This is a genomic window from Streptomyces sp. CNH189 (assembly GCF_000527195.1).
On the sequence record NZ_AZUS01000015.1, the window covers coordinates 16,222 to 40,221 of the forward strand.

24 protein-coding genes and 2 tRNA genes are annotated in these 24,000 nt (G+C 70.4%); 12 read left to right on the top strand and 14 right to left on the bottom strand.

Features of this window, described 5'->3' with window-relative positions; translation table 11 throughout:
• Positions 1-70: 70 nt before the first annotated feature.
• Entirely contained in the window at positions 71-619 is a 549-nt protein-coding gene (locus B100_RS0120445) for a DNA-binding protein (protein WP_024886283.1), read from the bottom strand.
• Positions 620-801: 182 nt separating this feature from the next.
• Here B100_RS0120445 and B100_RS0120450 point away from each other — a divergent pair.
• Positions 802-874: transfer RNA gene (locus tag B100_RS0120450), tRNA-Ala, on the top strand.
• A gap of 132 nt (positions 875-1,006) precedes the next feature.
• On the opposite strand, the gene B100_RS0120455 is transcribed toward B100_RS0120450, so the two are convergent.
• Positions 1,007-1,705 carry a DUF5324 family protein gene (locus tag B100_RS0120455; RefSeq protein ID WP_024886284.1) on the bottom strand — a complete coding sequence of 233 codons (699 nt, stop codon included), beginning with the start codon at positions 1,703-1,705 and terminating at the stop codon, positions 1,007-1,009.
• A gap of 353 nt (positions 1,706-2,058) precedes the next feature.
• Between B100_RS0120455 and B100_RS0120460 the strand changes: the two genes are divergently transcribed.
• Both B100_RS0120460 and B100_RS0120465 read left to right on the top strand, forming a co-directional pair.
• Complete coding sequence (locus tag B100_RS0120460) at positions 2,059-2,586, top strand: peptidylprolyl isomerase (protein ID WP_024886285.1); 528 nt, start codon at positions 2,059-2,061, stop codon at positions 2,584-2,586.
• 101 nt (positions 2,587-2,687) lie between these two features.
• Positions 2,688-3,575 carry a rhomboid family intramembrane serine protease gene (locus B100_RS0120465; RefSeq protein ID WP_024886286.1) on the top strand — a complete coding sequence of 296 codons (888 nt, stop codon included), beginning with the start codon at positions 2,688-2,690 and terminating at the stop codon, positions 3,573-3,575.
• Positions 3,576-3,876: 301 nt separating this feature from the next.
• Here B100_RS0120465 and crgA read toward each other — a convergent pair whose 3' ends face one another.
• The gene (gene crgA / locus B100_RS0120470) at positions 3,877-4,131 is read right to left on the bottom strand and encodes a cell division protein CrgA (RefSeq protein ID WP_024886287.1); all 255 of its coding nucleotides are present in this window, start codon (positions 4,129-4,131) and stop codon (positions 3,877-3,879) included.
• Between the two features lie 140 nt (positions 4,132-4,271).
• Between crgA and B100_RS0120475 the strand changes: the two genes are divergently transcribed.
• The 5 genes from B100_RS0120475 to B100_RS0120495 all read left to right on the top strand — a co-directional run bounded on the left by B100_RS0120475 (position 4,272) and on the right by B100_RS0120495 (position 7,953).
• On the top strand, positions 4,272-5,054 hold the full coding sequence (locus tag B100_RS0120475; protein WP_024886288.1) for a DUF881 domain-containing protein: 783 nt from the start codon (positions 4,272-4,274) through the stop codon (positions 5,052-5,054).
• A gap of 221 nt (positions 5,055-5,275) precedes the next feature.
• On the top strand, positions 5,276-5,437 hold the full coding sequence (locus B100_RS0120480; protein ID WP_156700673.1) for a hypothetical protein: 162 nt from the start codon (positions 5,276-5,278) through the stop codon (positions 5,435-5,437).
• Positions 5,434-6,072 carry an aminodeoxychorismate/anthranilate synthase component II gene (locus tag B100_RS0120485; RefSeq protein ID WP_024886290.1) on the top strand — a complete coding sequence of 213 codons (639 nt, stop codon included), beginning with the start codon at positions 5,434-5,436 and terminating at the stop codon, positions 6,070-6,072. Before B100_RS0120480 ends, B100_RS0120485 begins: the two co-directional genes overlap by 4 nt.
• Positions 6,069-7,175, top strand: a complete 1,107-nt coding sequence (locus tag B100_RS0120490) for a class E sortase (RefSeq protein ID WP_024886291.1) — start codon at positions 6,069-6,071, stop codon at positions 7,173-7,175. Before B100_RS0120485 ends, B100_RS0120490 begins: the two co-directional genes overlap by 4 nt.
• 13 nt (positions 7,176-7,188) lie before the next feature.
• Positions 7,189-7,953: a class E sortase gene (locus B100_RS0120495; RefSeq protein ID WP_024886292.1), complete on the top strand. Its 765-nt coding sequence runs from the start codon at positions 7,189-7,191 to the stop codon at positions 7,951-7,953.
• Positions 7,954-8,052: 99 nt separating this feature from the next.
• On the opposite strand, the gene pknB is transcribed toward B100_RS0120495, so the two are convergent.
• The 6 genes from pknB to B100_RS0120525 form a co-directional block, all read right to left on the bottom strand.
• Positions 8,053-10,020 (bottom strand): Stk1 family PASTA domain-containing Ser/Thr kinase, encoded by a 1,968-nt coding sequence (gene pknB, locus B100_RS0120500; protein WP_024886293.1) that lies wholly within the window; start codon positions 10,018-10,020, stop codon positions 8,053-8,055.
• A gap of 169 nt (positions 10,021-10,189) precedes the next feature.
• Positions 10,190-11,665 carry a peptidoglycan D,D-transpeptidase FtsI family protein gene (locus tag B100_RS0120505; RefSeq protein WP_024886294.1) on the bottom strand — a complete coding sequence of 492 codons (1,476 nt, stop codon included), beginning with the start codon at positions 11,663-11,665 and terminating at the stop codon, positions 10,190-10,192.
• Positions 11,662-13,110 (bottom strand): FtsW/RodA/SpoVE family cell cycle protein, encoded by a 1,449-nt coding sequence (locus B100_RS0120510; protein WP_024886295.1) that lies wholly within the window; start codon positions 13,108-13,110, stop codon positions 11,662-11,664. Before B100_RS0120510 ends, B100_RS0120505 begins: the two co-directional genes overlap by 4 nt.
• A 27-nt stretch (positions 13,111-13,137) precedes the next feature.
• Entirely contained in the window at positions 13,138-14,682 is a 1,545-nt protein-coding gene (locus tag B100_RS0120515) for a Stp1/IreP family PP2C-type Ser/Thr phosphatase (protein ID WP_037723180.1), read from the bottom strand.
• A gap of 132 nt (positions 14,683-14,814) precedes the next feature.
• A complete protein-coding gene (locus B100_RS0120520) occupies positions 14,815-15,324 on the bottom strand; it encodes an FHA domain-containing protein FhaB/FipA (protein WP_024886297.1) in 510 nt (169 codons plus the stop codon).
• A 10-nt stretch (positions 15,325-15,334) separates the two neighbouring features.
• Positions 15,335-16,210 carry an FHA domain-containing protein gene (locus B100_RS0120525; protein ID WP_024886298.1) on the bottom strand — a complete coding sequence of 292 codons (876 nt, stop codon included), beginning with the start codon at positions 16,208-16,210 and terminating at the stop codon, positions 15,335-15,337.
• Between the two features lie 637 nt (positions 16,211-16,847).
• Between B100_RS0120525 and B100_RS0120530 the strand changes: the two genes are divergently transcribed.
• The 4 genes from B100_RS0120530 (at position 16,848) to B100_RS0120545 (ending at position 20,315) form a co-directional block, all read left to right on the top strand.
• Positions 16,848-16,931, top strand: a tRNA-Leu gene (locus B100_RS0120530).
• A 393-nt stretch (positions 16,932-17,324) separates the two neighbouring features.
• Positions 17,325-18,848, top strand: coding sequence for a DUF2252 domain-containing protein (locus B100_RS0120535; RefSeq protein WP_078541050.1), 1,524 nt, complete (start codon positions 17,325-17,327; stop codon positions 18,846-18,848).
• Between the two features lie 244 nt (positions 18,849-19,092).
• Positions 19,093-19,932 carry a hypothetical protein gene (locus tag B100_RS0120540; protein WP_024886300.1) on the top strand — a complete coding sequence of 280 codons (840 nt, stop codon included), beginning with the start codon at positions 19,093-19,095 and terminating at the stop codon, positions 19,930-19,932.
• 53 nt (positions 19,933-19,985) lie between these two features.
• A complete protein-coding gene (locus B100_RS0120545) occupies positions 19,986-20,315 on the top strand; it encodes a rhodanese-like domain-containing protein (RefSeq protein WP_024886301.1) in 330 nt (109 codons plus the stop codon).
• Between the two features lie 58 nt (positions 20,316-20,373).
• On the opposite strand, the gene B100_RS0120550 is transcribed toward B100_RS0120545, so the two are convergent.
• Genes B100_RS0120550 through paaA form a run of 5 tightly spaced genes read right to left on the bottom strand, consistent with a single transcriptional unit; the run spans position 20,374 to position 23,999 of the window.
• Positions 20,374-21,432 (bottom strand): 2Fe-2S iron-sulfur cluster-binding protein, encoded by a 1,059-nt coding sequence (locus B100_RS0120550; RefSeq protein ID WP_024886302.1) that lies wholly within the window; start codon positions 21,430-21,432, stop codon positions 20,374-20,376.
• Positions 21,432-21,971 (bottom strand): 1,2-phenylacetyl-CoA epoxidase subunit PaaD, encoded by a 540-nt coding sequence (gene paaD, locus B100_RS0120555; RefSeq protein WP_024886303.1) that lies wholly within the window; start codon positions 21,969-21,971, stop codon positions 21,432-21,434. The genes B100_RS0120550 and paaD overlap by 1 nt, the downstream gene beginning before the upstream one ends.
• Positions 21,965-22,702, bottom strand: a complete 738-nt coding sequence (gene paaC / locus B100_RS0120560; protein WP_024886304.1) for a 1,2-phenylacetyl-CoA epoxidase subunit PaaC — start codon at positions 22,700-22,702, stop codon at positions 21,965-21,967. The genes paaD and paaC overlap by 7 nt, the downstream gene beginning before the upstream one ends.
• Positions 22,699-22,986 (bottom strand): 1,2-phenylacetyl-CoA epoxidase subunit PaaB, encoded by a 288-nt coding sequence (gene paaB, locus B100_RS0120565; protein ID WP_024886305.1) that lies wholly within the window; start codon positions 22,984-22,986, stop codon positions 22,699-22,701. Before paaB ends, paaC begins: the two co-directional genes overlap by 4 nt.
• Entirely contained in the window at positions 22,983-23,999 is a 1,017-nt protein-coding gene (gene paaA, locus B100_RS0120570; protein WP_024886306.1) for a 1,2-phenylacetyl-CoA epoxidase subunit PaaA, read from the bottom strand. The genes paaB and paaA overlap by 4 nt, the downstream gene beginning before the upstream one ends.
• Between the last annotated feature and the right edge of the window lies 1 nt (position 24,000).

Genomic DNA, 24,000 nt, shown 5'->3' on the forward strand with positions numbered 1-24,000 from the left:
TTCTGGCCCGCTTCTCCTCCGTCGCACGTGTCACCGGCGGCCGAACCCCCTTCGGCCGCCGGGAGGTGCGTCAGTTCTGGTGGGACTGGTAGTGCGTGACCGCGTCGGACGTGCGGCCGGCTCCGTAGACCCGGAGGAACTCCGCCAGCTCGGGATGAGAGGGCGCCAGGGTGTCGGCGGCCTCGATGATGTCGCCGGCGGCCGCCACCGAACGCAACAGGGACTGGATCTCACGGACCACGCGCTTCACCGTGGGCGCACCCGAACTGGTGGTACTCGTCGTGGTGTTGGTGAGCACGGATCCCCCCTGGGACTTCTTGATCTCCTCCATGCGCTCGGTCGCCTCGGCGGCGCTCACGCTGCCGTCGGCCACCTGCCCCGCCAGGGCCTGCAGCAGCTGCACGCGCTGGACCACGGCCGGGTTGCCGATCTTGGCCCGCTGGCCGCTCATCAGCTGCGACAGCATCGGTGCGGACAGTCCCAGGACCCCTGCCAGCCGGGCCTGATTGAGGCCCAGGTCGTCTATGAGCCTACGGAAGAGCGCCCCCAGCGGCTCCCCGTACCAATTCCGCTGCAGTTCCCGCGCTCTGGCGGTGGCTTCCTGCTGTGCGGCGTCCATTGCGTCTCCCCATCGCTTCCCCATGAACCGTGGGTTCGCTAGAGCGAACCACGCGGAGCATCTTACGGAGAGTGGTTGGTCACGGGGACCCCCAATCTTTTTGCGGAACCCCCGGGGGGACCCGGTACTCTGGTGTCGGGCGCCCGCCGGGACGTGTTTCTCCTGGTGGACGCTTTCCTTCCGGGGCCTTAGCTCAGTTGGTAGAGCGCTGTCTTTGCATGGCAGATGTCAGGGGTTCGACTCCCCTAGGCTCCACGGAGAATCCCCCTCCACCTGCGGAAACGCGGTGCGAGGGGTCTCGTTTCACGTGAAACGGCGCGGTGGGTCAGAGGCTCAAGTCCTCTGACCCACCGCGCCGTTCGCGTCGTGCGGGGGTACTGACGGCCGTCAGGTCTCGTCGCGCTTGGCGGCCTCTTCCTCGGCCTCCTTGGCCTCGACCTCCGGATCCAGGGCGCCCACGTCGCTGCCGTCGACCGATGTCAGGGTGGTCGAGCCGGACACGTCCGTCGCGGCCGGCGGTTCCACCAGCCAGTCCGGGTTGGCCTGCTTGTCCCACCACTTCCAGGCGGCGAAGGCTCCGCCGGCCACGGCCCCCAGGATCAGGACCATCTTCGCGGCACGGCCGGCCTTCGCCCGCCGCTGCTGCTTGCGCACGAGCTTCTGGATCTGCTGGGCCGATACCTGGCCCCGCAGGGCGGCGAGAGCGGCCGCGCTGCGGGCCGCGGCCTCCTCGCGCGCCGGTCCGGCGGCGGCCACCGCCTGTTCGATCACCGGCCGCGAATACTCCGCGGCCTGGCGAGCGGCCAGGCGTGTACGGACGGCGGCCTGCTGGGCGGCCTGGTCGACCTTCGGCGGCATATGGGTCCGGGCCTGCTCCAGATACGGCTGCACATGGGTGCCGTACTGGACGCGGGCCTGTCCTGCGGCCTGCGTCACCTTGGGCGCGAGCCGTACGCGGGCCTCCTGTGCGTAGTGCGCGGCCCTGACCTTGGCCGTGTCGGCGTAGGGCGCCACCACTTCCGCGGCGTGCAGCACGCTGTCCTTCGCCGAACCGGTCGCGGCGCGCACGCTGTCGATGCGGGTCACGAGTTCCTCCTCCTCGGTGGCGTACGGTATTTCGACTTTCCACCCTTTTACGGATCATGCCTGCCGGGTCGCCACGCGGCATGCGTGGACGGGCGAACGGGTGCCGTCCTCGGCGACCGACGGCGATCTCGGGAACGGCGATATCGAGGGCAAGCGGACGAATACGGTGCAACGGGTGCTTGTCGCCGACGATGCCACGGATCGGTGCGATGTGCCCCCGTCACGGGAGGACTCGTGACGGCTTTCGTGAGCGACGAGGTCCGGAGGCCCCCTCTGTGCACGAAGGCCGGGCGACTCGACGCCCGGTCCGTGCGAGGATCAGGGAGTCACGGAAAGACAACGGAAGGCACATCGTGGCTACGCAGCTCTACGCCACCCTGAAGACCAATCACGGCGACATCCAGGTTCGGCTCTTCCCGGACCAGGCGCCGAAGACGGTCAAGAACTTCGTCGAGCTCGCCAAGGGCGAGCGGGAGTGGACCCACCCCCAGACCGGCCAGAAGTCCACGGACAAGCTCTACGACGGCACGGTCTTCCACCGGGTGATCAGTGGCTTCATGATCCAGGGCGGTGACCCGCTGGGCAACGGCACCGGCGGCCCCGGCTACAAGTTCGAGGACGAGTTCCACCCGGACCTGCGCTTCGACAAGCCCTACCTGCTGGCGATGGCCAACGCCGGCCCGGGCACCAACGGCTCGCAGTTCTTCATCACCGTCGCCCCGACGGCCTGGCTGAACCGCAAGCACACGATCTTCGGTGAGGTCACCGACGGGGCGAGCCAGAAGGTCATCGACGCCATCGCGTCGGCGCAGACCAACCCGCGCACCGACCGCCCGGTGAACGACGTGGTCATCGAGTCGGTCGAGATCAACGAGGGCTGACCGCTCGTCCCCTGAGGGCGAAAGCCTCGAAGGGAACCAATCGCCCCGCTCATCCGTAAGGATGGGCGGGGCGGGGTTTTTCCAACGACCTAGGGGATCTCATGGACGACCAGGCCGCCGGCAGCGCTCAGGACGCCGGGCGCGCCCCTGGCTGCTACCGCCATCCGGACCGTGAGACCGGTGTCCGCTGCACCCGGTGCGAGCGGCCGATCTGTCCGGAGTGCATGGTCGACGCGTCCGTGGGATTCCAGTGCCCGGAATGCGTCCGCGGTGGAGGGGGCACCGGCCACGCGCCGTCCGCCTCCGCGCCCCGCACGCTGGCCGGCGGGAGCGTCGCGGCGGACCCCCGGCTGGTGACGAAGATCCTCATCGGGATCAACCTGGCGGTCTTCCTGGCCGTGAACATCCAGTCGTCGCTGCTGAACGATCTCGTTCTGGTGGGCACCTGGCCGCCGGCGCCGTTCCTGCCGACCCAGGGCGTGGCGGAGGGCGAGTGGTACCGCCTGCTGACCTCGATGTTCACGCACGAGGAGTTCTGGCACATCGGCTTCAACATGCTCGGCCTGTGGTGGCTGGGCGGGCCGCTGGAACAGCATCTGGGCCGGGCGCGTTATCTCGCGCTCTATCTGATCTCCGGCCTGGCCGGCGGCGCCCTGACCTATCTGCTGGCTGCGGGGACCTCCGCCTCGCTGGGTGCGTCCGGTGCCGTCTTCGGACTGTTCGGTGCCACCGCCGTGCTGATGCGCCGGCTCCGCCAGGACATGCGGCCGATCATCGCCCTGCTGGTGATCAACCTTGTCTTCACCTTCGGGTGGAGCGGCATCGCCTGGGAGGCTCACATCGGCGGGCTGGTCGCCGGTGCCGCCATCGGCTACGCGATGGTGCACGCCCCGCGTGAGCGGCGGGCGCTGGTGCAGTACGGAGCCTGTGCGGTGGTGCTGGCGGCGGTCGTGCTGATCACCCTGTTGAGGACCGCGCAGCTCACCTGAGCCGGTGTTTGTCCACAGACGGTGCCGGATCTTGTGCATAGGGTGCGACGAGGTCACCGAGCGTGGTTGCCGACCGCTCTTTGTGCAGGTCAACCCGCATGCGAACAGGTTTTCGGTTGGTGGTGTTTCTGTCACACCGGCGTCAACCTCGGAGGGGGTTATCCACAGATCGGGTTCCCTGTCCACATGTGGACAAGGGCTGTGGATAACTCAGGGGATAGCCCTGCCCAGAGCTGAGGGAACCCCTCCGGGCAGGGCTGCGCTCAGTGACTGGTGGGCGCGCTCCGCGTCCGGTCCGGCGCTACTTCCACTGCGTGGAGACGCCGAACCCGGCGGCGATGAAGCCGAAGCCCACCACGATGTTCCAGTTGCCCAGCGCGTCGATGGGCAGCGAGCCGTCGGTGACGTAGAACACGACGATCCAGGCCAGGCCGATGAGGAACAGGGCCAGCATCACCGGCGCGACCCAGGCGCGGTTGGTCAGCTTGATCGCGGCCGTCTGCTTGGCCGGAGGCGGCGTGTAGTCGGCCTTCTTGCGGATACGTGACTTCGGCACGAGGGTCTCTCCTGTCGATGCGCTGCGTGGCCGCGCAGGGTCTGGGTCGGGCTCGGGGCAGCGTACAAGGGGACTCCGAGTGCTCCCCCGGGCGTCCGTTAGCGTAGTGCTTCCGCGGCGCCGAAGGAGATAAGGGTACGTTGAGCAATTCTGCCGACTTCCCGGGGACGGAATCCAGTCCCGCACCCCGCCCGCGCCGTGTGCGGCCGGTGCGGGTGCTCACCGCGGGCATCTTCGCCCTCGCGGGCCTTCTCTTCTTCATCAGCTTCGACACGGCCAAGGGCACCAACATCCGCACCGACGCCTCAATGCTGAAGCTCTCGGACCTGATCCACGAACGCAGCCGCAAGAACGGCGAGCTGGACGAGTCCAACGGCGCCCTGCGCAAGGACGTCGAGGCCCTCGCCGAGCGGGACGACGGCAGCACCGAGGCGGAGGACGCCAAGCTCGCCGAGCTGGAGGAGCGCGCCGGCACGCAGGAGCTGAAGGGCAAGGCGATCACGGTCACCCTGAACGACGCCCCGCCGGACGCCACCGCCAAGCTCCCGGGCTATCCCGAACCGCAGCCGGACTACCTGGTCATCCACCAGCAGGACCTCCAGGCCGTGGTGAACGCGATGTGGCAGGGCGGCGCCGAGGGCATCCAGGTGATGGACCAGCGGCTGATCTCCACCAGCGCGGTGCGGTGTGTGGGCAACACCCTGATCCTTCAGGGCCGCGTCTACTCGCCGCCTTACACGATCACCGCGGTCGGGGAGCCGGAGAAGCTGAAGAAGGCGCTCGCCGCCTCACCGGCGATCCAGAACTACATGGTGTACGTCAACGTCTACGGCCTCGGCTGGAAGGTCGAGGACGAGGGCACCAAGACGCTGCCCGGTTACTCCGGCACGGTGGACCTGCACTACGCGGAACCCGTCGACTAGCACCCGGTCCGGGCCCGCTCGTCCAGCCCGTCCGTGGTTTCACGTGGAACATGCGGGCCCGATCGAGGCGATCGGCCCCGCGGCACGTACTCAGAGGTGCACGCGGCCTGCCGGTCGGCTTGTCACACAGCCTGTGGAGGCCGGGAAACAGAGGGCGTTGCGCCGTTAGTCTGGTGGCGTACGGCGTGGGTCTGGTGCCGTGGTACGACGGAAGGGACGGCATGTACAGCTGGATCTGGCGGCATCTGCCGGGCAACGGATGGGTGAGGGCACTCATCTCACTCGTGCTGATCACCGTCGTGGTCTACGTCCTCTTCCAGTACGTCTTCCCGTGGGCGGAGCCGCTGCTGCCCTTCAACGATGTGACGGTGGACAACCAGTGAGCGCGCGCATTCTCGTCGTCGACAACTACGACAGCTTCGTCTTCAACCTCGTCCAGTACCTGTACCAGCTGGGTGCCGAGTGCGAGGTCCTGCGCAACGACGAGGTGTCGACGGGCCACGCCCAGGACGGCTTCGACGGCGTGCTGCTGTCCCCGGGCCCCGGCACCCCCGAAGAGGCCGGGGTCTGCGTGGACATGGTGCGCCACTGCGCCGCGACCGGGGTGCCGGTCTTCGGCGTCTGCCTGGGCATGCAGTCGATGCAGGTGGCGTACGGCGGCGTGGTCGACCGCGCCCCCGAGTTGCTGCACGGCAAGACCTCCCTGGTGACGCACGAGGGCAAGGGCGTCTTCGCCGGGCTGCCCTCCCCGTTCACGGCCACCCGCTACCACTCGCTGGCCGCCGAGCCGGCCACGGTCCCGGCGGAGCTGGAGGTCACGGCCCGTACCGCGGACGGCATCGTGATGGGGCTGAGGCACCGTGAACTCCTGGTGGAGGGGGTGCAGTTCCACCCCGAGTCGGTGCTGACCGAGCACGGCCACCGGATGCTGGCCAACTGGCTCGCGGAGTGCGGTGACACGGAGGCTGTGGCGAGATCCGCGGGGCTCGCCCCGGTGGTGGGCAGGTCCTCGGCGTGACCGCGCTGCGCCCCGAGCGCGAGTCCGGCGCCCATGGGTACGGCGCCGGCGACCAGGGCACCTCGTACGGCGGGCAGCCGTACGAGGTCCAGGGCGCGCACGGGGACGGCTGGTACGGCGGGGCGGCGACGCCCGACCCCTACGGGGGCGCCGCCGACGACGCCACCACGCGGCTGCCGCCCATCGACGAGGAGACCGTCGCGCTGCGCATCCCGGACCCGCCGGAGCGCGCGGTACGCGAGGAAGCTCCGGCTCCGGGGGGCCGGGCGGCCCGCAGGAAGGCGGCCAGGAAGCGGCAGGGGCGCCGTGGAGGCTCCCACAAGGCCGCCGACGGGGCATCTGCCGGACAGGGACGCGACAGTGCCTCTGAGGGGGCGTCACGGGCGCCGCTGTCCCGTGTCGAGGCGCGTCGGCAGGCGCGGGCGCGCAGGGCGAGCCCGGCGGTCGTCGCGAGCCGGGCCATCGGCGAGGTGTTCATCACCACCGGCGTGCTGATGCTGCTGTTCGTCACCTACCAGCTGTGGTGGACGAACGTGCGCGCGCACGCGCAGGCGGGCAAGGAGGCCAGCGACCTCCAGCAGGACTGGGCGAACGGCGAACGCAAACCGGGGGCGTTCGAGCCGGGGCAGGGCTTCGCGCTGCTGCACATACCCAAGCTGGACGTGGTGGTGCCGATCGCCGAGGGCATCAGCAGCAAGAAGGTCCTCGACCGGGGCATGGTCGGCCACTACGCGGAGGGCGCGCTGAAGACGGCGATGCCGGACGCGAAGACCGGGAACTTCGGGCTCGCGGGCCACCGCAACACGCACGGGGAGCCGTTCCGGTACATCAACCGGCTGGCGCCGGGCGATCCGATCGTGGTGGAGACGCAGGACACGTACTTCGTGTACAAGACGGCGTCGACGCTGCCGGTGACGCCACCGAGCAATGTGAGCGTCCTCGAACCGGTGCCCAAGGGTTCGGGCTTCACCGGGCCCGGCCGCTACATCACGCTGACCACGTGCACACCTGAGTTCACCAGCAAGTACCGCTTGATCGTCTGGGGTCAGATGGTCGAGGAACGGCCGCGCAGCAAGGGCAAGCCGGATGCGCTCGTCAGTTAAGGGCAGAGGAAACGTGGCAGCGACCGCCGACGACACCGCACAGCACTCCGACGCGCCCGCGTCCCCGCCGCCCAGGGCACGCCGCCGCCTGGGGCCGGTGGCCATGGTGATCAGCTTCTTCGGGGAGATGCTCATCACCGCGGGCGTGGTGCTCGGCCTGTTCGTCGTGTACTCGCTGTGGTGGACGAACGTCGTCGCGGACCGCGCGGCGGACCGGCAGGCGGACAAGGTGCGCGACTCCTGGGCCCATGGGTCCGGTGGCGGCGACAAGAGCGCACCCGCCGTCTACGACAGCAAGAACGGCATCGGCTTCCTGCACGTGCCCACGATGAGCGGCGACGACATCCTCGTGGAGAAGGGCACGTCGATGAAGGTCCTCAACGACGGCGTGGCCGGCTACTACACGGACCCCGTGAAGGCGACGCTGCCGACGTCCGGCAAGAAGGGCAACTTCTCCCTCGCCGCGCACCGGGACGGCCACGGCGCCAAGTTCCACGGCATCCACAAGATCAAGAAGGGCGACCCGATCGTCTTCGAGACGAAGGACACGTGGTTCGTCTACAAGGTCTACGGCATCCTCCCGGAGACCTCGAAGTACAACGTCGACGTCCTCGCCAAGGTCCCCGCGGATTCCGGCCGCGAGAAGGCCGGCCACTACATCACGCTGACGACCTGCACGCCGATCTACACCAGCAAGTACCGCTACATCGTCTGGGGCGAACTGGTCCGCAAGGAGAAGGTGGACGAGAACAGGACCCCGCCGGAGGAACTGAACTGATCCGGGCGCCCCGCGCCCGAGATCCCGGACCGACGAAGAGAGCCCCGGCCCCCTCCGAAGAGGGGCCGGGGCTTCTGTCGTCGAGGTGCCTACCGCGGGTCAGCGGTTCCCGAAGAGGCCGCCGTCGCCGCCGCCTCCGCCGATCGTGAACAGGGTCACTCCGGTGCCCTTGTCCACCGGGCTGTCCTGGGGCGGGTTTGAGGTGATCACGCGGGCGTTGGGATCGTTGGGGCCCTGCACACCAGCGACGGAGAGTCCCGCCTCCGAGAGCATGCGCTGGGCGTCCTCGAGCCGCTGACCGTTGACCTTGGGCACGGCCACCTTCTCGGCCGCCTTCGCCTTGCCGATGAAGATCTGCACCTCGGTGCCCTTGCTGACCTGCGTGTTCGCCTGGAGCGAGGTGCGGATGACCTTGCCGACCAGGTTGGGGTCGTCGGTCTCCTCTTCGACGCAGGTGCCGGTGAGGTCGTTCGCCGTCATCTGTGCCTTGGCCTCGTCACAGCTCTTGGTGACGACGTCCGGGACCGTGGCCTTGTCCTCGGCCTTGGCGACGGTGAGGGTCACGGTGGTGCCCTTCTCGACCTCTTCGCCGAGACCCGGGTCCTGCTTGGTGACGGTGCCCGGCTCCTCACCGCTCACCTCTTCCTTGACCTCGACGACGAACTCGTACTTTTCGCCCTCGAGTTCGGCCTTCGCGTCGTCGATGTCGTCACCGATCACGCTCGGCACCGCGACCTTCGGCGCCCCGGTGGAGACCACCAGCTCGACGGTGGACTCCTTGTCCACCTTGGTCCCGGGCGTCGGATTCTGCGAGCAGATGTTGCCCTTGGCCTGGTTCTCGCAGGGCTTGTCGGTGAAGGTCAACGTCAAGTCGCTGTTGTCGGCGAGTTTCTGGGCGGCCGCCCTGGTCTCGCCGACGAAGTTCGGGGCCGCGACGGTGCTGTTGCCCACGCCTCCGCTGCCGTTGATCGCCCAACGGCCGATCAGGACGGCGCCGATCAGGACCAGCACACCTGCCACGACCAGCAATATCGTGGAGGTGTTGTTCTTCTTCGGCGGGCGGCGACGGCTCTGGCGCTCGTCGTAGCCGTAACCGCCGTCGTCCGGGTTCATGGGCGGCAGCATCGAGGTGGCCCCGCCGGCGTCCGCGCGCAGCGCCGTCGTCGGCTGGTCGTCCGGGTAGCCGCCGTAGCCGACCGAGCCCATGGCCGCGGTCGCCGCGACGGGCTGGCCGTCCAGGCAGGCCTCGATGTCGGCGCGCATCTCGTCGGCCGACTGGTAGCGGTAGTCGGGGTCCTTGACCAGCGCCTTCAGCACGATCGCGTCCATCTCGGGCGTGATCTCGGGGTCGAAGACGCTCGGCGGCTGCGGTTCCTCCCGTACGTGCTGGTAGGCGACCGCGACCGGGGAGTCGCCCACGAAGGGCGGCCGGACGGTCAGCAGCTCGTAGAGCAGGCAGCCGGTGGAGTACAGGTCGGAACGCGCGTCCACCTGTTCGCCCTTGGCCTGCTCCGGCGAGAGGTACTGCGCGGTGCCGATGACCGCCGAGGTCTGGGTCATCGTCATGCCGGAGTCGCCCATCGCGCGGGCGATGCCGAAGTCCATGACCTTGACCTGGCCGTTGCGCGTCAGCATGACGTTCGCGGGCTTGATGTCGCGGTGGACGATGCCGGCCCGGTGGGAGTACTCCAGCGCCTGGAGGATGCCGATGGTCATCTCCAGCGTGCGCTCCGGCAGCAGCTTGCGGCCGCTGTGCAGCAGCTCACGGAGCGTGGAGCCGTCGACGTACTCCATGACGATGTACGGGATGGAGACCCCGTCGATGTAGTCCTCGCCCGTGTCGTAGACCGCAACGATCGCGGGATGGTTGAGCGAGGCGGCCGACTGGGCCTCCCGGCGGAACCGGGCCTGGAAGGACGGGTCGCGCGCGAGATCCGCGCGCAGCGTCTTCACCGCCACCTGGCGTCCGAGCCTGGTGTCATGTGCGTGGTAAACCTCCGCCATGCCACCACGGCCGAGCACCGGGCCCAGCTCGTACCGGCCGCCTAGGCGACGCGGCTCTTCCATAGCTACCTACCAGCCCTCTCCGTCGGTCCCGGGCAGCACACTTGTGCCGCCGGAGGCTGCCGTCCGGGCCTACCGTACCCGGCTCGTTCTGTGTGACCTGGCCAAGTACGTCAGCCGATACAGGACCGGTACCGCAACGTGCACCGATGTGAGGCAGACGTGATGGGCGTCACTGCTTGCCCTTGAGGACCGCCTCCATCACGCTCTTGGCGATCGGTGCGGCGAGACCGCCACCGGAGATGTCACCTCGCACCGCGTTCTCGTCCTCGATGACGACCGCCACGGCGACGGGCGCGCTCCCGTCACCGGTCTTGGCGTAGGAGATGAACCAGGCGTACGGGTTCTTGCTGTTGTTCTCGCCGTGCTGGGCGGTACCGGTCTTGCCGCCGACCGTGACACCGTCGATCTTGGCGTTGCCTCCGGTGCCGTCGTTGACGACCGTCTCCATCATCGACTGGAGGATCTGGGCGTTCTCCGGCGAGAGCGGCTCGCTCAGCTCCTCCGGGTCCGTCTTCTCGACGGTGTCGAGGCTCGGCGTCTGCAGCTCGTCGACCATGTACGGCTTCATCAGCGTGCCGTTGTTGGCGACGGCGGAGGCGACCATGGCCATCTGCAGCGGGGTCGCGGCGGTGTTGAACTGGCCGATGGAGGACAGCGCGACCTGTGACGGCTCCATGTCCTTGTCGAACAGGGAGGAGCTGGTGCGGACCGGCGTGAAGTGTTCCTGGCCGAAGCCGAACTTTTTGGCCGTCTCCAGCATCTTGTCGTTGCCGAGGTCGGTGCCGAGCTTGCCGAAGACGGTGTTGCAGGAGACACGGAGCGCCTCGCGGAGGCTGGCGTCCTTGCAGGGCAGGTCGCCGTCGTTCTTCAGCTCGGTCGTGGTGCCCTTCATGATGTAGGGCAGCGGGGTGTCGGTCTTCTGGTCCGCGTCCTCGACCATGCCGTGCTCCAGCGCGGCGGCCGCCGTGACGACCTTGAAGGTCGAGCCGGGCGGGTACACCTCGCGCAGGGCCCGGTTGAGCATCGGGTCGTCCGGGTTGTTCTTCTTCTGCAGCTTCTGCCAGGCCTTGGAGTCCGTCTCGAGGCTGTTGCCCGCGATCGTGGACGGGTCGTACGACGGGTACGAGGCCAGCGCGAGGATCTTTCCGGTGGACGGCTCCAGGGCGACGACGGAACCCTTGCCGCCCTGCTTCTTCAGACCGTTGTAGGCGGCCTTCTGGGCGGCGCCGCTGAGCGTGGTGACGACGTTGCCGCCCTGCTTCTTCTTGCCGGTCAGCATGTCGAGCGTGTTGCGGAAGAAGAGCCGGTCGTCGTTGCCGGTGAGGATGCCGTCCTCGATGGACTCGATCTGGTTGGCGCCGAAGGCCTGGGAGACGTAGCCGGTGACCGGCGCCCACATGGCGCCGTCCTTGTACGTCCGCTTGTAGGCGAAGTCGCCGCCGGTCGCCTTGTGGCCGGTGATGGGCTCGCCGTCGACGATGATGTCGCCACGCGGGGTGGCGTACCGCTCGATCGCCACGCGGCGGTTCTTCTCGTCCGTGCGGAGCTTGTCGGCCTGGGCGTACTGGATCCAGTTGTTCCGGACGAGCAGGGCGAGCATGAGCAGGCCGCAGAAGATGGCGACCCGGCGCAGGGGCTTGTTCACGGGCGGACCACCTGGGTCATCTCGGCGTCGGGGTTGGGGACGGGTGCGGGCGCCGGACGGCGGGCGGTGTCGCTGATCCTGAGCAGGATGCCGATCAGCGCCCAGTTGGCGATCACGGAGGAACCTCCGTACGCGAGGAAGGGCATCGTCATACCGGTCAGCGGGATGAGGCCCATGACACCGCCGGCCACCACGAAGACCTGGAGCGCGAAGGCGCCGGAGAGGCCGATGGCGAGGAGCTTGCCGAACGGGTCGCGGGCGGCGAGCGCGGTGCGCACGCCCCGCTCCACGATCAGCGCGTAGAGCAGCAGCAGCGCCATGACGCCGGCCAGGCCCAGCTCCTCGCCGAAGGTGGCGAGGATGAAGTCGGAGTTGGCGGCGAAGCCGATGAGGTCGGAGTGGCCCTGGCCCCAGCCGGAGCCGAGCGTGCCGCCGGAGCCGAAGGCCCACAGCGCCTGCATGGCCTGCTCGGAGTGGACGATGCCGTCCTGGACGCCGGCGCGGCTCAGCTCGAACTCGCGCATCGGGTTCAGCCAGGCCTGCACACGCGTCTGGATGTGCGGCTCGAAGCTGGCCACGCCGATGGCGCCGACCGCGGACATCAGCAGACCGAACACGATCCAGCTGGTCCGCTCGGTGGCGACGTACAGCATGATCACGAACATGCCGAAGAACAGCAGCGAGGTACCGAGGTCGGTCTCGAAGACCAGGATCAGGATGGAGATGATCCAGACCACGATGATCGGACCGAGGTCACGGCCGCGGGGCAGGTAGAGGCCCATGAAGCGGCGGCTGGCCAGCGCCAGGGCGTCGCGCTTCACCATCAGGTAGCCCGCGAAGAACACCGCCAGGACGATCTTGGCGAACTCACCGGGCTGGAGCGTGCCGAGACCCGGGATCTTGATCCAGATCTTGGCGCCGAAGACGTTGTGGCCGAGGCCCGGGACCAGCGGCAGAAGCAGCAGCACCAGCGCGCCGGCCATCGAGATGTAGGTGTAGCGCTGCAGGACGCGGTGGTCCTTGAGGAAGAACAGCACGGCCACGAAGAAGGCCACGCCGATCGCCGAGTACATCAGCTGGCGTGGCGCCGCCTCCACGAAGGTTCGGCTCGCCTGGAGCTTCTCGGACTGGTCCAGGCGCCAGATGGCGACCAGTCCCAGACCGTTGAGCAGCGTGGCGAGCGGCAGCAGCAGCGGGTCCGCGTACGGGGCGAACTTGCGCACGGCGAGGTGGCCCAGGCCCGCCATCAGGCCGAGGCCCAGGCCGTAGCTCAGCAGCCCGGCGGGCACCTGGTCGTCGAGGGCGAGACCCACGTTGGCGTAGGCGAAGACCGGGATGACGACGGCGAACACGAGCAGCGCCAGCTCGGTGTTGCGGCGGCTGGGCGCGCCGATGGCACCGATCGTGGACGTGTGCTGCGTCGACGGGTTGGAAGTACTGCTCATCGTGTGACAGGGCCTCTCACGGCTTGCCTACTGCTTACCGCACAGCGAGACGACCTTCTGCTCTTCCTCCGAGAGGCTGGGGCCGGGGCTGGTAGTGGGTGCGGTCGTGGACGGGGTCGTGGACTGCTCCGGGTCAGGGGCCTTCGCCGAGTCGGAAGGGTTCGGCGACGGCGATGCCTTGGACGAGAAGGACGCGGGAGTGGTTCCCGTGGTCCCTCCGGCCTCGCCCGCGCCGGTGCGCGCGTTGGTCTCGCCGGCGGCGGCGCGCCGCTCGGCCTGCTTCTTGCACGCGGAGGCCTGGACGGCCAGTTCCTCGATCTTCTCCCGGGCGCCGTACAGGTCGCCCTCGACGATGGTCGCCTCGACCTGCTTGCGCTGGTAGGGCGGCAGGTACTTGAGTTCGATCTCGGGGTGGTCCTTCTCGACCTTCGAGAGGGAGACCCAGGCCAGGTCCTGGTTGATGCCCCGGTACAGCGCGACGTGCTCGCCCTTGGCGCCGACGAAGTACTGCGTCTGGGTCCAGCGCCAGCCGCCGTAGAGGCCGGCGCCGATGACGGCCAGCGCGAGCAGGCTGTACACGGACCGCTTCAGCCACCGGCGGTTCTTGGCGGGCTTGACGAAGTCGTCGTCGCCGTAGCCGAAGCCGTCGGTCTGGATGAAGCCGGTGACGTCGCCGCTGCCGGGCGGGCCGAACTCGCCGCCGCCCCCGCCGCGCCGCCGGCCGAGGCCGGCCGCCCGGCCCGCGGGGGTCTGCATGATGCCGTTGTCGTGCGGCTGGTTCTGGTTCTCGGCGACGGCGCCGACCACGACCGGGGTGTCGGACAGCTGCCCGGCGAGGGTGTCCCCGGTGTCGAGGTCCAGGACGTCGGCGACGATCACCGTGATGTTGTCGGGCCCGCCGCCGCGCAGCGCCAGCTCGATCAGGTTCTGCACCGTCTCCTCGGGGCCCTGGTAGCTGGCCAGGGCCTCTTCGAGGGTCTGGTGGGAGACCACGCCGGACAGGCCGTCGGAGCAGATCAGGTAGCGGTCGCCGGCCCGCACCTCGCGGATGGAGAGGTCGGGCTCGACGTGCTCGCCGCTGCCGAGGGCCCGCATCAGCAGGGACCGCTGCGGGTGGGTGGTGGCCTCCTCCTCGGTGATCCGGCCCTCGTCCACCAGACGCTGCACCCAGGTGTGGTCCTGGGTGATCTGGGTGAGGACGCCGTCGCGAAGGAGGTAGGCGCGGGAGTCACCGACATGCACCATGCCGAGGCGCTGGCCGGTCCACAGCAGGGCGGTCAGGGTGGTGCCCATGCCCTCGAGCTGGGGGTCCTCCTCGACCATCATGCGCAGCTGGTCGTTGGCGCGCTGGACGGCCGTGCCGAGGGAGGTGAGCAGGTCGGAGCCGGGCACGTCGTCGTCGAGGGCGACGATGGTGGAGATCGCCTCGGAGGAGGCGACCTCACCGGCGGCGGCGCCGCCCATGCCGTCGGCGATGGCGAGCAGGCGGGGACCGGCGTAACCGGAGTCCTCGTTGCCCTCCCGGATCATGCCCTTGTGCGATCCGGCGGCGAAGCGCAGGGACAGACTCATGCGCACCTCGCCCGTCGGCTCCGGGTACAGCCGGTCGTGTCGAGCCACACTGCCCACCCTCCGGTCGGGAGCGCGCCGGGACCCTGGGTGAGGACCCCCACCGCGTGCTCGCTCCGCTCGCTCATTCTCGTACTACTTCCGCAGCTCGATGACGGTCTTGCCGATGCGGATCGGTGCGCCCAGCGAAATCGGTGTGGGGGTCGTCAGCCGGGTCCGGTCCAGGTAGGTGCCGTTGGTGGAGCCCAGGTCCTCGACGATCCACTGACCGTCGCGGTCCGGGTAGATCCTGGCATGGCGGCTGGAGGCGTAGTCGTCGTCCAGCACGATCGTGCTGTCGTGCGCCCGGCCCAGGGTGATGGTCTGGCCCTGGAGGGCGACGGTGGTGCCGGTGAGGGTGCCCTCGGTCACGACCAGCTTGGTGGGGGTGTTGCGGCCACGGCGGCCGCCGCCGCCGGACTGCTGGCGCTGCTGCGGCGGTGCCTGGCGGTTCGCCTGCTGGCGGCCGGCCTCCCGCCGGGCGCCGCGCTGGGTGACGCGAGTGCCGAACAGGTCACTCCGGATGACCTGCACGGCCACGATCACGAACAGCCACAGTACGGCCAGGAAACCCAGCCGCATGACCGTGAGGGTCAGCTCTGACATTGCCCCCGCTTCACCCTTCGGCTTGCCTATAGATAACGGTGGTGCTGCCCACGACGATCCGCGAGCCGTCGCGGAGCGTAGCGCGGGTGGTGTGCTGCCCGTCCACCACGATGCCGTTGGTGGACCCGAGATCCTGGATCGTCGAGGGCGTTCCGGTCCGGATCTCGCAGTGCCGGCGGGAGACGCCGGGATCGTCGATCCGCACGTCGGCCTCGGTGCTGCGGCCCATCACCAGGGTGGCGCGGGAGATCTGGTGGCGTGTGCCGTTGATCTCGATCCAGTAGCGGGTGCGTCCGCCGGGCGCGGGGGCGGCCGGGGGCCGCTGCCCCGCCGCGGCCGGCGGGTAGCCGTAACCGCCGGGACGGCCGCCGGGCGGCGGCGCGGCCGGCATGGGCGGGGCGCCCGCGGGGGCGGCCGGCGGGTAGCCGTAGCCGCCGGGGCGTCCGGCGGGCGGGGCGCCGCCGGGTCCGGCCGCTCCGGGGGCCGCCGGGCCGGCTGCCGCCTGGCTGGCGGAGGAGGCGAGCGTGCGGCTGCGCACGCGGTACAGGCCGGTGTCGAGGTCTTCGGCCTTCTCCAGGTGCACCTTGATCGGGCCCATGAAGGTGTAACGCTGCTGTTTGGCGTAGTCGCGCACCATGCCGGCGAGCTCGTCGCCGAGCTGGCCGGAGTACGGGCTCAGCCGCTCGAAGTCCGGGGTGCTCAGCTCGACGATGAAGTCGTTGGGCACGACGGTGCGGTCGCGGTTCCAGATGGTGGCGTTGTTGTCGCACTCCCGCTGGAGCGCACCCGCGATCTCCACGGGCTGCACCTCGGACTTGAACACCTTCGCGAAGGTGCCGTTGACCAGACCTTCGAGACGCTGCTCGAACTTCTTCAGGACTCCCATGGGGCACCTCCTCCGTCGCTGTCGTCCTGTGTACTGCCCCGTGCACCGTTCCGTGCACCGCTTACCTGGTACTGCTTACTGATCGTATCCACGCGCCGCCCGATCGGCTGGTTCCCCCTGTCCGCCCGGCCGCCGGGTGTCGACGCCTGACGAAGTTCCCTCCGGGGCTCCCCTTCGAACTCCATCGGTCGTGCTGGTGCGCGTCGTTCTGCCATGGATCGTAGAGGGGGCCACAAACCAGTGTCCCGCACCCTGCGGCGGACTCCGCCCGCCTCTTGGGGAGACGGCTGGTACCGGTACGAGGTTGATACGTGAAGCGGTCACGGCCGCGACATGGGCGGGCGGCGGTGCGGGCAGGTCGGCGGTGGTGCGCGGGCGGGCGGGCGATCCGGGTGCGGGAGCTGTCGGGACGTTACGGTCGGGGACGGGTCCGCGGGTGTCGAAGGGGCGGCCGAGGGGTGGTGGAGCGGTGTCGGGGAGACGTCCCCGGACGCCGGGTGGCGCCCCCGCCGGCGTTGTGCCCGGTCGCGGGCGGTGCGCGGATAAGGGATGTGAATCCACCCCGACCAGCGTGCTAATGTTCTCGATGTCGGAAGGCGCCAGGCCCCAAGGGGCAGGCCCGGAAGACACACCCAATGCGCGGGTGGCGGAATAGGCAGACGCGCTGGATTCAGGTTCCAGTGCCCGAAAGGGCGTGGGGGTTCAACTCCCCCCTCGCGCACACCGTCGAACGGGCGGCATCCATCGGATGCCGCCCGTTTCGCATGTTCGGGGTGTGCGTGCGTGGGGGCGTGTGAGGAAGATCTCATGATCGAATTCGCGTCGCACGGGCGGCAAGAGGGGTGATCTCCGCCCGTAACGGGCCGCGCCGAGAGTGCCGGGCGGGTGGTGCACGTTCTGGTGGTCGAACGGTGTTCGACTCGTTCCGCTGGTTCGGCCGCGGGGTTCGTCCGCCGTTGTCCACAGGGTGTGGGTCCTTCGGGGTGGTGTGAGTTGTCCCAGGGCGGTGTGGGTTGTCCACAGGGCGTCCCGAGGGCATCGAGGGTATTCACAGGGCTGACGTGCCCGCCGTCCCCGGCTGTACGGTCGGCACGATCGATGTCGGCAGGTGTGCATGGCATACACGTGCAGGGGGGAGGCGGTCGTGGTGAGCGACGCCCGAGCCGGAGGAGTCGAAGTGGTCGCCGGAGCGGCCGGAGCGGCCGGAGCCGAGAAGGCGGGGGCCGTGAGCGCGGACGCGGACGCTGGACAGCAACGGCGGCTGCCGCAGGTGGCCGGATTCGGACGGTGGCCCGCCGCGGGCACGCCGAAGCAGGAGGGCAAGGCGCTGCGCGAGCGGGTGCCCCGCAGCGCCCACGCGGCCTTCGGCCTCGACGCCTCCCGCCCCGACGCCGTGACCGCCGTGGAGGAGTCCGGCCACGGCCGGCTGCCCGAGCTGACCCCCATACGCGTCGGCCGGATGGCGGCCACGCCGTTCGCCTTCCTGCGCGGATCGGCCGGCCTCATGGCCTACGACCTGGCCCGCACGCCCGTCACCCGCATCGGCGCCCAGATCTGCGGCGACGCCCACGCGGCGAACTTCGGCCTCTACGGCGACGCCCGGGGCCGCCTGGTCATCGACCTGAACGACTTCGACGAGACCGTGCACGGCCCCTGGGAGTGGGACCTCAAGCGGCTCGCGGCCTCGCTCGTGCTCGCCGGCCGGGAGGCCGGCGCGGACGAGGACACCTGCCGTGCCGCCGCCCATGACGCGGTGGGCGCCTACCGCCGCACCATGCGCCTGCTGGCCAGGCTGCCCGCGCTGGACGCGTGGAACGCCATCGCCGACGAGGAGCTCGTCTCCCACACCGACGCGCACGACCTGGTGGGCACCCTGGAGCGGGTCGCCGAGAAGGCCCGCGCCAACACCAGCGGCCGGTTCGCCGCCAAGTCGACCGAGCGCACCGAGGACGGTGGGCGCCGCTTCGTGGACGCGTCGCCCGTGCTGCGTCGGGTCCCGGACGCCGAGGCGGCCGCGGTCGCCGCCTCCCTGGAGCGGTACCTGGACACGCTGCCGTCCGACCGGCACCCGCTGCTGGCCCGGCACGCGGTGCACGACGTGGCGTTCCGCGTCGTCGGCACCGGCAGTGTCGGCACCCGCTCGTACGTCGTGCTGCTGCTCGACCACCGGGGCGAGCCGCTTGTCCTGCAGGTCAAGGAGGCCCGCCCCTCCGCGCTGGTGCCGCACCTGCCCACCGCGGGCTTCGACGCCCCGGAGGCCGAGCACGAGGGCCGCCGCGTGGTCGAGGGCCAGAAGCGGATGCAGGTGATAAGCGACAGCCTGCTCGGCTGGACGACCGTGGACGGCCGGCCCTACCAGGTGCGACAGTTCCGCAACCGCAAGGGCAGCGTGGACCCGGCGGCGCTGGCCGCCGACCAGGTCGACGACTACGCCCGCATGACCGGGGCGCTGCTGGCCCGCGCCCACTCGCACAGCGCCGACCCCCGCCTGATCGCCGGGTACTGCGGCAAGAACGACGAGCTGGACGAGGCCGTCGCCACGTTCGCCGTCGCCTACGCCGACCGGACGGAGGCGGACCACACGGACCTGGTCGCGGCCGTCCGCGCGGGGCGGATCGCCGCGGAGATGGGGGTCTGAGGCGGCCCGGGACGGGGCGCGTCCCCGGCGGTGCGCCGGACGCACGGGCATCGGGTGGGCCGTCGAATTCATCGGCGCACGCCCAGGCGGTTCGCCGGGGGCTCGCGCCGGGGCGTTCGCCGGGTCCGTCGGGCGCATGCCCGGGTGGGCCTGCGGGCGCACGCGGGCGGTTGCTCGGGGAGTGGCGGAGGCGTGCCACCGTGACGGGAACGTGCCGGCCTCGCAGGTGGCCTACGCTGTCCGGGTGACGACCTCGGAAGGTGAGCAGGGTGGAGGCGCCGGCGCGCAGCGAACGCCCGCCGGCGGTGGCGCGGCGCGGCCCGAGGAGCGGCTGGAGCAGGCCGTACGGGCCGCCGAACAGGCGCTGATCGAGTTCGAGATCGCCGTGGAGACCTTCCGCGTCGAGGTCGAGAACTTCTCCCGGCTGCACGAACAGAAACTCGGCCCGCTGTACGCCCGCATCGAGGAACTGGACGCCCGGATCCTCGAGGCAAAGGCGTCCCGCAGTGACGACCCCGAGGACCGGCGGCGGGCCGACGAGGCGCGTGCCCGTCTGCTGCCCATCCCCGGCGTCGAGGAGCTGATGAACGGCTGGATGGACGGGGACGGCCTGTTTCCCGAGGCCACCGCCATGCTCACGGACCAGCCGGTCCGGCCGCCGCAGCGGGTGCGGCCCAGCGAGGAGGCCCGCAAGCTCTACCGGGACCTCGCCCGCAAGGCCCACCCCGACCTGGCGCAGGAGGACGAGGAACGCGCCCGGCGTGAGGAGTTCATCACCCGGGTCAACGCCGCCTACGCCCGCGGCAGCGAGACCGAGCTGCGCGAACTCGCCGAGGAGTGGGCCGCCGGCCCCGAGCTGAAGCGCGTCCCGAGCGCGGCGGACGAGCTCTACGCCCGCCTCGAATGGCTCTCCCGGCGCAAGGAACTGCTCACGGTGGTCGCCAAGAACCTGGAGGACAGCGCCATCGCCTCCATGCTGCGGCTGGCGCCCGACGACCCCGACCAGCTTCTTGCGGACATCGCCGCGCAGCTCAAGGCCGACGTGGCCGAGCGCGAGGCGCAGCTGGCCGCCCTGCGGGACTGAAACCGGCGGTCGCCCGGTCGGGTAGCGTCGGGGACATGAGTTTTGGAGCTGGTGTGCCCACGGTCCAGGTCGGTGACCTCAAGGACGGCGACTTCCTGCTGGACGTCCGCGAGGACGACGAGTGGAAGGCCGGTCACGCCGAAGGCGCGCTGCACATCCCCATCAGTGAGTTCGTGGCCCGCTACGGTGAGCTGACCGAGGCCGCCCCGCAGGACGGACGGATCAACGTGATCTGCCGCTCCGGCGGACGGTCGGCCCAGGTCACCATGTACCTGGCCCAGCAGGGCATCGACGCCGTGAACGTGGACGGCGGCATGCAGGTGTGGGAGGCCGCCGGCCGCCCCGTCGTCACGGACGAGGGTCAGCCGGGGCACGTGCTCTGAGGGCGCCGGATGCTCAGGGGCGCCCGGAGGTTGCCGGACGCCCCCGGGGCGGGTGGGGTCAGCGGTCGAAGTCCAGCTCCACCTTTTCCGTCACCGGATGCGACTGGCAGGCCAGGACGTATCCCGCTTCCGTCTCCTCCGACTCCAGGGCGAAGTTGCGGTCCATGCGCACCTCGCCGGAGACCAGGAAGGCCCGGCAGGTGCCGCACACGCCGCCCTTGCAGGCGTAGGGCGCGTCGGGTCGGTTGCGCAGCACCGTCTCCAGCAGGGATTCGCCGGTCTGCACGGGCCAGGTGCCCCCGCGTCCGTCGAGCCGTGCCGTGACCGTGCTGTGCGCGGGGGCGGCCACGGTGGAGAGGGCTGTCGCTCCGGAGTCCACGTGGAAGATCTCCTGGTGGATGCGGGAGCGGGCGACGCCCAGCCCGCGCAGTGCCCGCTCGGCCCCTTCGACCAGCCCGTACGGCCCGCAGAGGAACCAGCCGTCCACCTGGTCCACGGGCAGCAGCGCCGGGAGCAGCCCGGCCAGCCGCTCCTGGTCCAGCCGCCCGGACGGCAGTCCCGCCTGCTGCTCCTCCCGGGAAAGGGCCGTCACCAGCTGGAACCGATCGGGGTAGCGGTCCTTCAGGTCCGCGACCTCCTCCAGGAACATCGTCGAGGCGGTCGTCCGGTCGCTGCGTATCAGGCAGAACCGGGCGCGGGGCTCGCGGGCCAGCAGGGTCGAGACGATCGACAGGACCGGGGTGATCCCGCTGCCACCGACGACGGCCGCGTACAGGCCGGGGGCCGGGGCGAGCGTGAAGCGGCCGGCCGGGGTCATGACCTCCAGCTCGTCGCCGAGGTCGATCTCCTTCAGCGCGTACGTGGAGAAGGCACCGCCCTCCACCAGCCGCACCCCGACCCGCAGGGTGCCCGGCGCCTCGCCGTCGGGGGCGGGGGAGCAGATCGAGTAGGTGCGTCGGATCTCCTTGCCGTCGGTGGTGCGCCGCAGCGCGAGATGCTGCCCGGGGACGTAGCGGAACTCCTCGCGCAGCCGCGGGGGGACGGTGAGGGTGAGGGCGACGGAGTCGTCGGTGAGCCGGTCGACCGCGGCCACCTGGAGCCGGTGGAAGCGGGCCATCACAACTCCTTGAAGTGGTCGAACGGTTCACGGCAGGCGAGGCAGCGGCGCAGCGCCTTGCACGCGGTGGAGGAGAAGCGGCTGAGCAGCTCGGTCTCGGCGGAGCCGCAGTGCGGGCAGCGGACGGGCTCCGGCTCGTCGGCCGGTCCGCCCGCACCGGTCCGCGTGGAGCCCAGCTCGACCCGGACCGGGCCCGGGGCGACGCCCGTGCGCGGTGGGGCGATGCCGAACTCGCGCAGCTTGCGGCGACCTTCGTCGGTGATGTCGTCCGTCGACCAGGCGGGGGCGAGGACCGTGCGCACCGTCACCTCGCGCACGCCGTGGTCGCGCAGCACGCGCTCTATGTCGAGGCTCATCACCTCGACGGCCGGGCAGCCGGTGTAGGTCGGCGTCAGGTCGACCTCGACGCTGTCTGTGCCCTGTGCGCGCACCGCGCGGACCACGCCCAGCTCGCGCAAGGTCAGCACCGGCAGCTCCGGGTCCGGGACCGAGCCGGCCAGCTCCAGCAGCTCCGCCTCAAGGGGCGTGACCGTCACCATGTCGCCCCCGGGTGACTGCGGTGCAGGTGCTGCATCTCGGCGAGCATCCGGCCGAAGGGCTCGGTGTGCAGGCCCTGACGGCCCGCTCCGGCCGACCACGCCCCGATGCGGGGGCCTTCGGGCACCGTGAGGGTGGCGCGGCCCATCACGTCCGTGACCAGCTCCAGCCAGGTGCGCTCCAGGCCGGCCCAGTCGACCTCGTCGAGGCCATCGACCGGCTGGAACAGCTCGCCGGTGTAGCGCCACAGCGCGTCCACGGCCCGCTGCATCCGGCCGTGGCTCTCGTCCGTGCCGTCACCGAGCCGCAGGGTCCACTGCTCGGCGTGGTCGCGGTGGTAGGCGGCCTCCTTGACGGCCTTGCCGGCCAGCGGGGCGAACGGCCCGTCGCCGGAGGCCAGCCGGTCGTGCAGGAGGTGCTGGTAGGTGGAGAAGAACAGCTGGCGGGCGATGGTGTGGGCGAAGTCGCCGTTGGGCTGCTCGACCAGCTGGCAGTTGCGGAAGGCCCGCTCCTCGCGCAGGAAGGCCAGCTCGTCCTCGTCGCCGGCCGTCGACAGCAGTACCCGGGCCTGACCGAGCAGGTCGAGCGCGATGTTGGCGAGGGCGACCTCCTCCTCCAGCACGGGGGCGTGTCCGGCCCACTCGCCGAGGCGGTGGGAGAGCACCAGGGCGTCGTCACCGAGGGCGAGCGCGGCGGCCGTCGGCACGGTCTCCGCGGCGGGTGTCGTGGTCACAGGTGCTGCACCCCCTCGGGGATCTCGTAGAACGTCGGGTGCCGGTAGGGCTTGTCGGCGGCGGGCTCGAAGAACGGGTCCTTCTCGTCGGGCGAGGAGGCGGTGACGGCGGAGGACGGCACGACCCAGATGGAGACGCCTTCGCCGCGGCGGGTGTACAGATCGCGCGCGTTGCGCAGGGCGAGCTCCGCGTCCGGTGCGTGCAGGCTGCCGGCGTGGGTGTGGGACAGTCCGCGGCGCGAGCGCACGAAGACCTCCCACAGCGGCCAGTCGGTGTGGGTCATGCGCGCGTAGCTCCCGTCTCGTCGTTCCTGTGCTTGGCCGCGTGGGCGGCTGCCGCTTCCCGGACCCAGGCGCCGTCCTCGTGGGCCTTCCTGCGCCGGGACAGCCGCTCCTCGTTGCACGGGCCGTTGCCCTTGAGGACCTCCCAGAACTCCGACCAGTCGATCGCGCCGAAGTCGTGGTGCCCTCGCTCCCCGTTCCACCGCAGGTCAGGGTCGGGGAGGGTGAGGCCGAGCGACTCCGCCTGGGGGACGCAGATGTCCACGAAGCGCTGGCGCAGCTCGTCGTTGGAGTGGCGCTTGATCTTCCAGGCCATCGACTGCGCCGAGTGCTGGGACTCGTCGTCGGGCGGGCCGAACATCATCAGCGACGGCCACCACCAGCGGTCCACCGCGTCCTGCGCCATCGCGTGCTGCTCCGGGGTGCCCTTGCTGAGGGCCAGCAGCAGCTCGTAGCCCTGGCGCTGGTGGAAGGACTCCTCCTTGCAGACGCGGACCATCGCGCGGGCGTACGGGCCGTAGGAGCAGCGGCAGAGGGGGACCTGGTTGGTGATCGCGGCGCCGTCCACCAGCCAGCCGATGGCGCCCACGTCGGCCCAGGTCAGCGTCGGGTAGTTGAAGATCGAGGAGTACTTCTGGCGGCCCGAGTGCAGCTTGTCGAGCAACTCGTCGCGGCCGACGCCGAGGGTCTCGGCGGCGCTGTAGAGATACAGGCCGTGCCCGGCCTCGTCCTGCACCTTCGCCATGAGGATGGCCTTGCGGCGCAGGGACGGCGCGCGCGTGATCCAGTTCGCCTCGGGCTGCATGCCGATGATCTCGGAGTGCGCGTGCTGGGCGATCTGCCGGACGAGCGTGGCGCGGTACGCGTCCGGCATCCAGTCACGCGGCTCGATCCGCTCGTCGGCGGCGACCGCCGCGTCGAAGGCGCGCTGGAACTCGGCGGGGTCGCCGAGGCCCGCCGGTGCGTCTTGCGCGGTCGGACTGCCGGCCGTTTCGCGGGCGGCTGCTGTCGCCATG

Excerpts from the sequence above, each read along its gene's own strand:
- B100_RS0120445 (WP_024886283.1), bottom strand. The coding sequence starts at position 619 with ATGGACGCCGCACAGCAGGAAGCCACCGCCAGAGCGCGGGAACTGCAG.
- B100_RS0120465 (WP_024886286.1), top strand. The coding sequence starts at position 2,688 with ATGGACGACCAGGCCGCCGGCAGCGCTCAGGACGCCGGGCGCGCCCCT.
- B100_RS0120480 (WP_156700673.1), top strand. The coding sequence starts at position 5,276 with ATGTACAGCTGGATCTGGCGGCATCTGCCGGGCAACGGATGGGTGAGG.
- pknB (WP_024886293.1), bottom strand. The coding sequence starts at position 10,020 with ATGGAAGAGCCGCGTCGCCTAGGCGGCCGGTACGAGCTGGGCCCGGTG.
- B100_RS0120510 (WP_024886295.1), bottom strand. The coding sequence starts at position 13,110 with ATGAGCAGTACTTCCAACCCGTCGACGCAGCACACGTCCACGATCGGT.
- B100_RS0120515 (WP_037723180.1), bottom strand. The coding sequence starts at position 14,682 with ATGAGTCTGTCCCTGCGCTTCGCCGCCGGATCGCACAAGGGCATGATC.
- B100_RS0120520 (WP_024886297.1), bottom strand. The coding sequence starts at position 15,324 with ATGTCAGAGCTGACCCTCACGGTCATGCGGCTGGGTTTCCTGGCCGTA.
- B100_RS0120525 (WP_024886298.1), bottom strand. The coding sequence starts at position 16,210 with ATGGGAGTCCTGAAGAAGTTCGAGCAGCGTCTCGAAGGTCTGGTCAAC.
- B100_RS0120535 (WP_078541050.1), top strand. The coding sequence starts at position 17,325 with ATGGCATACACGTGCAGGGGGGAGGCGGTCGTGGTGAGCGACGCCCGA.
- B100_RS0120550 (WP_024886302.1), bottom strand. The coding sequence starts at position 21,432 with ATGGCCCGCTTCCACCGGCTCCAGGTGGCCGCGGTCGACCGGCTCACC.
- paaD (WP_024886303.1), bottom strand. The coding sequence starts at position 21,971 with ATGGTGACGGTCACGCCCCTTGAGGCGGAGCTGCTGGAGCTGGCCGGC.
- paaB (WP_024886305.1), bottom strand. The coding sequence starts at position 22,986 with ATGACCCACACCGACTGGCCGCTGTGGGAGGTCTTCGTGCGCTCGCGC.
- paaA (WP_024886306.1), bottom strand. The coding sequence starts at position 23,999 with ATGGCGACAGCAGCCGCCCGCGAAACGGCCGGCAGTCCGACCGCGCAA.